Annotated in this window: 3 protein-coding genes; all 3 read left to right on the forward strand. The window is 36.5% G+C overall.

From position 1 onward, the window contains the following. A complete protein-coding gene (gene radA / locus O5O44_RS02440) occupies positions 1–1359 on the forward strand; it encodes a DNA repair protein RadA (RefSeq protein WP_289195595.1) in 1359 nt (452 codons plus the stop codon). A 333-nt stretch (positions 1360–1692) separates the two neighbouring features. Next, positions 1693–5934 carry a DUF8693 domain-containing protein gene (locus tag O5O44_RS02445; RefSeq protein WP_289195596.1) on the forward strand — a complete coding sequence of 1414 codons (4242 nt, stop codon included), beginning with the start codon at positions 1693–1695 and terminating at the stop codon, positions 5932–5934. Between the two features lie 394 nt (positions 5935–6328). Beyond that, a complete protein-coding gene (locus tag O5O44_RS02450; protein ID WP_289195597.1) occupies positions 6329–10558 on the forward strand; it encodes a DUF8693 domain-containing protein in 4230 nt (1409 codons plus the stop codon). Positions 10559–10622: the final 64 nt, after the last annotated feature.

The raw sequence follows: 10622 nt of genomic DNA on the forward strand, positions 1-10622 counted from the left end.
ATGGCTAAAATCAAAACTACTTTTTTCTGCCAAAATTGCGGTTCGCAATATGCTAAATGGCAAGGACAATGCAATGCCTGCAAAGAGTGGAATACCATTGTTGAAGAACTGATTCAGAAACCAGAAAAAAGCGATTGGAAATCACCTACTTCTAAAGTAAAAAAAGCATCAATTCCTCTTCGAATTGATGAAATCGATACCTCTAAAGAACCTCGATTAGATACTTTTGACGCAGAATTTAATCGCGTTTTAGGCGGTGGAATTGTACCAGGTTCTTTAACGTTATTGGGAGGTGAACCCGGAATTGGAAAAAGTACTTTGCTGCTTCAAATTTCATTAAAACTACCTTACAAAACGCTTTATGTTTCTGGTGAAGAAAGCCAAAAACAGATAAAAATGCGTGCAGAACGTATTAATCCAGAAAATAACAACTGTTATATTTTAACTGAAACCAAAACTCAGAATATATTCAAACAAATACAGGCTTTAGAGCCCGATATTGTTATTATTGATTCTATCCAGACCTTACATAGCGATTATATTGAATCGTCTTCAGGAAGTATTTCTCAAATAAAAGAATGTACTACTGAGCTGATAAAATTTGCAAAAGAAACTGCAACACCCGTGTTGTTGATTGGGCACATTACAAAAGATGGTAATATTGCAGGCCCAAAAATATTAGAACATATGGTAGATACCGTATTACAATTTGAGGGTGATAGAAATCATGTTTTCCGAATTTTAAGAGCACATAAAAATCGTTTTGGCTCAACAAATGAATTAGGTATTTATGAAATGCAAGGTTCTGGATTGCGAGAAGTTTCAAATCCTTCTGAAATATTAATTTCAAAAAAAGATGAAGAACTATCTGGTAATGCCATAGCTGCTACTTTAGAAGGGATGCGACCATTAATGATTGAAGTACAAGCCCTTGTAAGTACCGCTGTTTATGGTACGCCACAGCGGAGTGCGACTGGATTTAATGCAAAACGACTTAACATGTTGCTGGCTGTTTTAGAAAAGCGGGCTGGTTTTCGTTTAGGTGCAAAAGATGTCTTTTTAAATATTACCGGAGGCATATCTGTTGATGATCCGGCTATAGATTTGGCGGTTGTGGCTTCAATTTTATCTTCAAACGAAGATGTTGCCCTTCCTAAAGATTTTTGTTACGCTGCCGAGGTGGGATTATCAGGTGAAATTAGGCCGGTTCAACGTGTAGAACAACGTATTTTAGAAGCTGAAAAACTGGGGTTTTCAACCATTTTTGTGTCTAAATACAATAAAATTTCTCTAAAAAACACGGTTATAAAAATTCAATTAATTTCTAAAATTGAAGATTTAATAGGTTTAATCGTTTAATTTTATTTTTGATTTCGAAACCGATAAAGTGCAATTCATCGTAAAAAATATGCATTTTATCTGATATATATTAGTTTTTATCGATTTTTTTTTCTAATATTGACCCTTATTTTAATCGAAAAATTCAAATTGGGTTCTCACACTGAAATAACCTTCCCTCAACTTAATTTCAGTACTATGGCGCTGTTTATATCAATGAAACGATTCAAATCAGTTGAATAGCAACCATTCATCGATTATGTGTATTTGATAGAGTATTTTTTAATTTTTATCGAATTAAATATGTAAAGAACTGTGAGTCAGTTAATTTTGAAATGCCCAAATCTATAAACCATGAAAAAAAATCTACTCTGTAGTCTATTTTTTATCTTTTTCATGTGCAGTTTTACTATTGCACAAAGTTCTGATGTTCAGATAACCGTTGTATGGCCTGAAAATTCTTTTGAGAACAAAGTTGAGGTCTACGATACAGCCAACGATTTAATTACAACTATTTGCGATGATAACCAATGTTATCAAGCGTCACAATCTGGTGTAACAGATGCTTATGGCTCAAAATACGATTTAGGATGTGTTGCCAACGGTAACAATTATTACATTAAATTATATGATTTTGCCGATGACGGCTGGCAAGGTAGCGGAAGTTATGTGTCAGTGGTTGTAGCAGGTATAGAAGTTATAAATGATGATGGAAGTGGGGCTGATGATTCTACTGGAGATACTATTTATTTTAATGTGGCTGGTGGCGATGCAACCTGTAATGCACAAATAGACACCGATGAAGATGGAGTTATCGATAAGTTAGATTATGATGATGATGGCGATGGTATTACAGATGCCATAGAAAATTTGGGTGAAAATAGATTTGAATGTACATTACCCTCTTTAGATTTTGAAAATGGATATTATGATGCTGGGGCAAGTTCAGGTTCTGTTGGAACTGTGGGTGCGGTATATAGATTTGGTAATACCATAGCAGGACATGATGTTCTCATGGAGATTATGGAAATGTCGAATACCACTATCGCTAATATAGATAATGATACCACCGGTAATCCTGAGTATTTACAAACTGAACTTACTTTCTCGGGAGTAGGAACACCAGGAGTTACTTTTAAATTTACTATTGTAAATTCTGGTACAACAATTCCTTCAACAGACATATTTAGAATTAATGGGATAACTTGGGATTGTGATGGAGGCGGTAGCTTAAGAGAATCTGTAGTTTATAATGATGCAGCAGCATACGGAACTGAAAATCCAACATCTCTTGAGGTTCTCGATTTAGGAGCTGGAGATATTCAAATAAGTGCTTCAGGTTTGCAAGAAGGCCCTGGCTTTTCAACTTTGAGAGTTCTTAGAGCTTATTATCAGTTTATTGGTAATTCGTTTACTATGCGAATGCAGGCGCTTAAGACTTCTACAAGCTCTCGTACAAGACAATTTGGGATGTCGTTTACACAATGTCAGTTTTTAGATTTTAATGCAAATTCATTAAATATTGTTACAGGTGAAGATTTTGATGGTGATGGTGTTTTTAATCATTTAGATTTAGATAGTGATGATGATGGAATCCCAGATAATGTGGAAGCGCAATATACAATAGGTTATATAGCTCCTGGAGGCCCTGTCTCAACTGAAGGAATTGATTTAGATTACGGCGCAGGATTAGACGTGGTATTTACCGATTTTGATTTTTATCCAGATTTCTTGGATTTAGATAGTGATAATGATGGCCTTCCAGATATACAAGAAAATGGAATGGCAAATGCGGTATTATCTGTTGATGCAGATTCTGATGGTTTAGATAATGTCTTTGAAACCAATGGTGTTCTTGATACCTCGTGGGATATTAATGAAGATGTTGAAAACCCTTCAGATTTATCAATACTTCCAGATGCGGATGGTGATTTATCCACGGGCGGCGATTTAGATTACCGCGATTTGTTTAATGTCAACCCCCCGTCATCTGCGACGATAGATTTTGATGGGACGGACGATTATTTAATGGGTGATGCGCTAATGCAAGGTTTAAGTGAAGTGACTGTTATGGCATGGATAAACTTTGAATCAGCGGGTTCATCAGCACGAACAATTTTAGGAGAAGATAACTCATGCCGATTGTATATAAAGACAGGAAATCGTCCGACCTTCAGTATCAGGACAAATTCAGGTTTATCAAATGTAATAGGAGGTACCACTGGAGTAAATTATAATGAGTGGCATCATGTTACCGGAACTTTTTCGGGAGCCACAGGAACCCAATCCTTATATATTGATGGCGAATTAACTTCTACGGTTACTAACGCGTCATGGATTGGTCAAACCATAGAAGCCGATGCGAGTTTATGGAATGGTAAGTTTGAAGTTGGACGTATGTCAAGAAGTACACCTATTCAGTATTTTCAAGGGAATATCGATGAAGTTCGCGTATTTGATAGCGCCTTAAGTTCAGATCAAATCGAACAGATGGTTTATCAAGAGATTGAGAATAACTCAGGGAATATACGTGGAAAAATAATACCAAAGGACATTAAAGATTTTACGACACTAGCCACCGTACCATGGAGTAGTTTGTTGGCTTATTATCCAATGACAGATATCAAGAATAGCACGACTAATGATATGTCAGGACAAAACAAAACACTAGCGCTGTACAACATTTTATCTGCCCAAGCGCAAACGGCACCCATGCCTTATGTTTCATCAAACGATGGGAGTTGGACCAGTGAGAGCACATGGTTACATGGCGATGTTTGGGATATAGAGAGTACATCAAGTAATAAAGATTGGAGTATTGTTCAAATATCAAGTAATGTAAGTACATCGAGTTCACATAACCATAGAGGGCTTGTTATAGATAGTGGCAACACCCTTACGGTAAATGGCGATAACTTAATAAGTAATAGTTTGTATTTAGAATTAAACGGGACCATAGATTTAATGGACGATTCTCAGTTAATACAAACCACCACAAGTGATTTGGTAACCTCTGCAGATGGTAAAATATTGCGACGACAGGAAGGAACGGCAAGTCCTTACTGGTATAACTATTGGTCATCTCCAGTAGGTGCACCAGCAGCAACTAGTTTAAGTGATAACAATGCAACAACTCACAATGCCAACAACACAAATTTCAATTTGGGTATGTTAAAAGATGATACAGGCTCAGGATGTATATTCACATCCAGCTACACAGGTAGTGGTAATATAAGCACCTATTGGTTGTATACGTTTATAAACGGAAGAACATACTGGGATTGGTCGCAAATATCAACAAGCACACCGTTAAGTCCAGGAGTGGGATACACCCAGAAAGGTACAGGAACGGCAGCTTCAGAGCAACAATACATATTTGAAGGTAAACCCAATAATGGAACCATATTGCTAGATGTAGAAGATGTAGGCGGTCCAGGTTCGGTAGCCAATCATTCTAAAACAGAATACCTATTGGGTAACCCATATCCATCAGCCATAGACGTGCATAAGTTTATAGATGACAACGTAGGGGTTATAGATGGTTACTTACAGTTATGGCAACAATGGGGAGGTTCCTCACATAACTTAAGCGAATACGAAGGTGGTTATGCCCAAGTGAATAAAACAGGATCGATACGCGCGTATCAGTTTGTAAGTTTTTATGGGGCAAATAATGGCAATCAAGATGGCTGTATAGTACCCACGAGATACCTTCCGGTAGGCCAAGGCTTTATAGCCGAGGTGGTAGCCGATGGACAGGTAGAGTTTAATAATAGCCAACGAGTATTTATTAAAGAATCAGATGCCGATGGTTCATATAGCAATGGTTCAGCATTTTCAAAAACAGGTAAAGGCAAAGGTGCAAAAACAGAGACAGCTTCCAAAACTCCAGAAGAGGAGGAGCCAATGCAAAGGATGCGATTAGAGTTTAACTCGGTAACCGGTCCAGAGACCAGACATGAGTTACTGTTAGGGTTTAGTTCTCAAACCACCGATGCTTTTGATTATGGCTATGATGCGATAAACACGGAGACTCGAAATAACGATTTAAATTTAGATTTAGAAGGTAAGAACATGAACATTCAAGCTTACGGTCCCATAACAGCCGATAAGGTAGTGCCACTAAACTTTAAATCTTCGGGCGAAAATAGTTTTGAAATAAGAATTACAGAGAAGGACAATCTGGACGAGAGTCAGGAGATTTATTTACGAGATAATTTAACAGGTGCGTATTTTGATTTAAGACAAGATACAGCTTATAGTTTTTCATCAGCACAAGGTATCTTTAATGATAGATTTGAGATTGTATTCCAAAGTGAGCAACAAAGCTTGAGTACTGAAGAGTCAGCAGTAACAGAAAACTACATCTATTATCAAAATACAACCAATACGTTGTATGTTAAAAAGCTAAACAGTGCGGTAAGCAAATTAGCATTGATAAACATGCGTGGACAAACGGTATTAGAATTGTTAGATGTACCAACAGAACAATTACAAAACGGATTACAATTCAATAATATAGCCACCGGAGCCTATGTAGTATGTATGAGAACGGAGGCTAATGAGTTGATTACGAAAAAAATTATTGTTAAATAAAATGAAATAAAACCATGTGTATTTTACTATTAAAAAATACATTTAATCGGATTAATATGTATTTAATCTGATTTTAATTAGTATTATTAAGAATTTTACACTAATATTGTCTAATGTTTTAATTCTATGTTATTAGAAAAGTTTTAAACATCGAAATATTCTTCCCTCAAGTTTAGTTCAAAATCAAAGTATTAAAATAAATTTTTAAAAAGTATACATAAAAAGTGACTTGATAAGGTTGAAAGGGTCTAAAATACAGGGGAGTACAATAAACGTAATTCTTTGTATTTAATCGATTTTTTCAATTTATTCAACTTAGAAAAATTTGAATAATAACGAAAAAAACAAACTACTTGAAATATAGTTAATTTTGATTCCCCCAAATCTATTAATTATGAAACAAAAAATACACATTAGTCTACTTATTGGATTACTAGTATCCATTAATGTTATCGCTCAAAATTCTCCATTAAAACTTATTGTTAAATGGAAAAAAGAGTCTTATGAGCATAAAGTAGAGCTTTATAATACTGCGAATGATTTATTACTAACGCTTTGTGATGACACACAATGTTATCAAACGACACAATCTGGTTCTACAGATAAATACAGCGTTAAATACGATTTAGGTTGTGTTCCTAATGGAACCAATTATTACATAAAAATATATGATGCCGCAAACGATGGTTGGGATAATGGTAGAGTAAGAGTAAAGGTTGATGGTACCGAGGTTGTTAATGATACAGGTACTGGAGCTAATACCACCGGACAAACCATTTATTTTGATGTTACAGGAGGCGATGCAAGTTGTAACAGTCTACCCGATTTAGATCAAGATGGAGTTCCAGATTATTTGGATTATGATGATGATGGTGATGGGATACCAGACTCAGTTGAAAATTTAGGTGAAGATAGGTTTGAGTGTACTTTACCTCCATTAAATTTCAGAAATGGATATTATGATGCTGGGGCAAGCTCAGGAGCTGTAGGTACTGTTGGCGCAGTTTATAGATTTGGTAATACGGTTGCAGGTTACGACGTTTTGATGGAAATAACCGAATTAACCAACACCACCATTGCCAATATAGATGATGATACAACAGGTATTGCAGATTATTTACAAACGACACTAACTTTTTCTGGTACAGGTACCCCAGGAGCTACGTTTAAATTTACTATTGTAAATGCTGGAACTACAACACCTTCAACTAATATTTTTAGAGTAAATGGAATTACATGGGATTGTGATGGTACATCAAACTTGTTAGAGTCTGTTATTTACTATAATCCGGCTGCTTATGGTATAGATAATCCTTCAGATTTAACAGTAACCGATTTGGGTTCAAACAATATTGAAATGACATCCGATGATGTAACCGTTAATGGGTTTTCTACGTTACCATGGTTAAGAGCTTATTATCAATTTATTGGAAATTCGTTTACCATGCGTATGCAGGCTATTAAAACTTCAACTACAGCTTATACTCGACAATTTATGATGTCGTTTACGCAATGTGAGTTTTTAGATTTTAATTCGAATAATTTAACTATTGTTACTGGTGAAGATTTTGATAATGATGGTGTTTATAATCATTTAGATATAGATAGTGATAACGATGGTATTCCAGATAATGTAGAAGCACAATATACGGTTGGATATCTGCCTCCATCAGGGACTGTAGGAAACACAGGAATAGACTTAGCCTATGGTACAGGGTTGGATGTGGTATTTACCGATTTTGATTTTTATCCCGATTTCTTGGATTTAGATACAGATAATGATGGCATTCCAGATATAGAAGAAAATGGTATGGCTAATGCTATTATTCTTTTTTCCGATGCTGATAATGACGGTCTTGATTTACTGTTTGAAGGGTCAAATCCTTTCGACCCCAATGATCCAAATGATGATATAGACAACCCTTCAGATTTATCAATACTTCCAGATGCGGATGGTGATTTAGCTTCTGGCGGCGATTTAGATTACCGCGATTTGTTTAATGTCAACCCCCCGTCATCTGCGACGATAGATTTTGATGGGACGGACGATTATTTAATGGGTGATGCGCTAATGCAAGGTTTAAGTGAAGTGACTGTTATGGCATGGATAAACTTTGAATCAGCGGGTTCATCAGCACGAACAATTTTAGGAGAAGATAACTCATGCCGATTGTATATAAAGACAGGAAATCGTCCGACCTTCAGTATCAGGACAAATTCAGGGTTATCAAATGTAATAGGAGGTACCACTGGAGTAAATTATAATGAGTGGCATCATGTTACCGGAATTTTTTCGGGAGCCACAGGAACCCAATCCTTATATATTGATGGCGAATTAACTTCTACGGTTACTAACGCGTCATGGATTGGTCAAACCATAGAAGCCGATGCGAGTTTATGGAATGGTAAGTTTGAAGTTGGACGTATGTCAAGAAGTACACCTATTCAGTATTTTCAAGGGAATATCGATGAAGTTCGCGTATTTGATAGCGCCTTAAGTTCAGATCAAATCGAACAGATGGTTTATCAAGAGATTGAGAATAACTCAGGGAATATACGTGGAAAAATAATACCAAAGGACATTAAAGATTTTACGACACTAGCCACCGTACCATGGAGTAGTTTGTTGGCTTATTATCCAATGACAGATATCAAGAATAGCACGACTAATGATATGTCAGGACAAAACAAAACCCTGGCGCTGTACAACATTTTATCTGCCCAAGAGCAAACGGCACCCATGCCATATGTTTCATCAAATGATGGGAGTTGGACCAGTGAGAGCACATGGTTACATGGCGATGTTTGGGATATAGAGAGTACATCAAGTAATAAAGATTGGAGTATTGTTCAAATATCAAGTAATGTAAGTACATCGAGTTCACATAACCATAGAGGGCTTGTTATAGATAGTGGCAACACCCTTACGGTAAATGGCGATAACTTAATAAGTAATAGTTTGTATTTAGAATTAAACGGGACCATAGATTTAATGGACGATTCTCAGTTAATACAAACCACCACAAGTGATTTGGTAACCTCTGCAGATGGTAAAATATTGCGACGACAGGAAGGAACGGCAAGTCCTTACTGGTATAACTATTGGTCATCTCCAGTAGGTGCACCAGCAGCAACTAGTTTAAGTGATAATAATGCAACAACCCACAATGCCAACAACACAAATTTCAATTTGGGTATGTTAAAAGATGATACAGGCTCAGGATGTATATTCACATCCAGCTACACAGGTAGTGGTAATATAAGCACCTATTGGTTGTATACGTTTATAAACGGAAGAACCTATTGGGATTGGTCGCAAATATCAACAAGCACACCGTTAAGTCCAGGAGTGGGATACACCCAGAAAGGCACAGGAACGGCAGCTTCAGAACAACAATACATATTTGAAGGCAAACCAAATAATGGAACCATATTACTAGATGTAGAAGATGTAGGCGGTCCAGGTTCGGTAGCTAACCATTCTAAAACAGAATACCTATTAGGAAACCCATATCCATCAGCCATAGACGTGCATAAGTTTATAGATGACAACGTAGGGGTTATAGATGGTTACTTACAGTTATGGCAACAATGGGGAGGTTCCTCACATAACTTAAGCGAATACGAAGGTGGTTATGCCCAAGTGAATAAAACAGGATCGATACGCGCGTATCAGTTTGTAAGTTTTTATGGGGCAAATAATGGCAATCAAGATGGCTGTATAGTACCCACGAGATACCTTCCGGTAGGCCAAGGCTTTATAGCCGAGGTGGTAGCCGATGGACAGGTAGAGTTTAATAATAGCCAACGAGTATTTATTAAAGAATCAGATGCCGATGGTTCATATAGCAATGGTTCAGCATTTTCAAAAACAGGTAAAGGCAAAGGTGCAAAAACAGAGACAGCTTCCAAAACTCCAGAAGAGGAGGAGCCAATGCAAAGGATGCGATTAGAGTTTAACTCGGTAACCGGTCCAGAGACCAGACATGAGTTACTGTTAGGGTTTAGTTCTCAAACCACCGATGCTTTTGATTATGGCTATGATGCGATAAACACGGAGACTCGAAATAACGATTTAAATTTAGATTTAGAAGGTAAGAACATGAACATTCAAGCTTACGGTCCCATAACAGCCGATAAGGTAGTGCCACTAAACTTTAAATCTTCGGGCGAAAATAGTTTTGAAATAAGAATTACAGAGAAGGACAATCTGGACGAGAGTCAGGAGATTTATTTACGAGATAATTTAACAGGTGCGTATTTTGATTTAAGACAAGATACAGCTTATAGTTTTTCATCAGCACAAGGTATCTTTAATGATAGGTTTGAGATTGTATTCCAAAGTGAGCAACAAAGCTTAAGTACAGAAGAGTCAGCAGTTACAGAAAACTACATCTATTATCAAAATACAACCAATACCTTGTTTGTTAAAAAGCTAAACAGTGCGGTAAGCAAATTATCATTGATAAACATGCGTGGACAAACGGTATTAGAATTGTTAGATGTATCAACAGAACAATTACAAAACGGTATACCATTCAGTAATATTGCAACTGGAGCCTATGTAGTATGTATGAGAACGGAGGCTAATGAAGTACTTACAAAGAAGGTTATTGTAAATTAGATAGCTTTAAATATAAAATTCTAAAAGACTACTTTTTTAAGTGGTCTTTTTTTTTTGATTCTAA

Source organism: Algibacter luteus (assembly GCF_030344935.1).
In the GTDB taxonomy this organism is placed as follows: domain Bacteria; phylum Bacteroidota; class Bacteroidia; order Flavobacteriales; family Flavobacteriaceae; genus Arenitalea; species Arenitalea lutea.

What these genes read in the sequence shown, in the direction of transcription:
- O5O44_RS02450 (WP_289195597.1), top strand. Translation starts at nt 6,329, where the DNA reads ATGAAACAAAAAATACACATTAGTCTACTTATTGGATTACTAGTATCC.
- O5O44_RS02445 (WP_289195596.1), top strand. Translation starts at nt 1,693, where the DNA reads ATGAAAAAAAATCTACTCTGTAGTCTATTTTTTATCTTTTTCATGTGC.
- radA (WP_289195595.1), top strand. Translation starts at nt 1, where the DNA reads ATGGCTAAAATCAAAACTACTTTTTTCTGCCAAAATTGCGGTTCGCAA.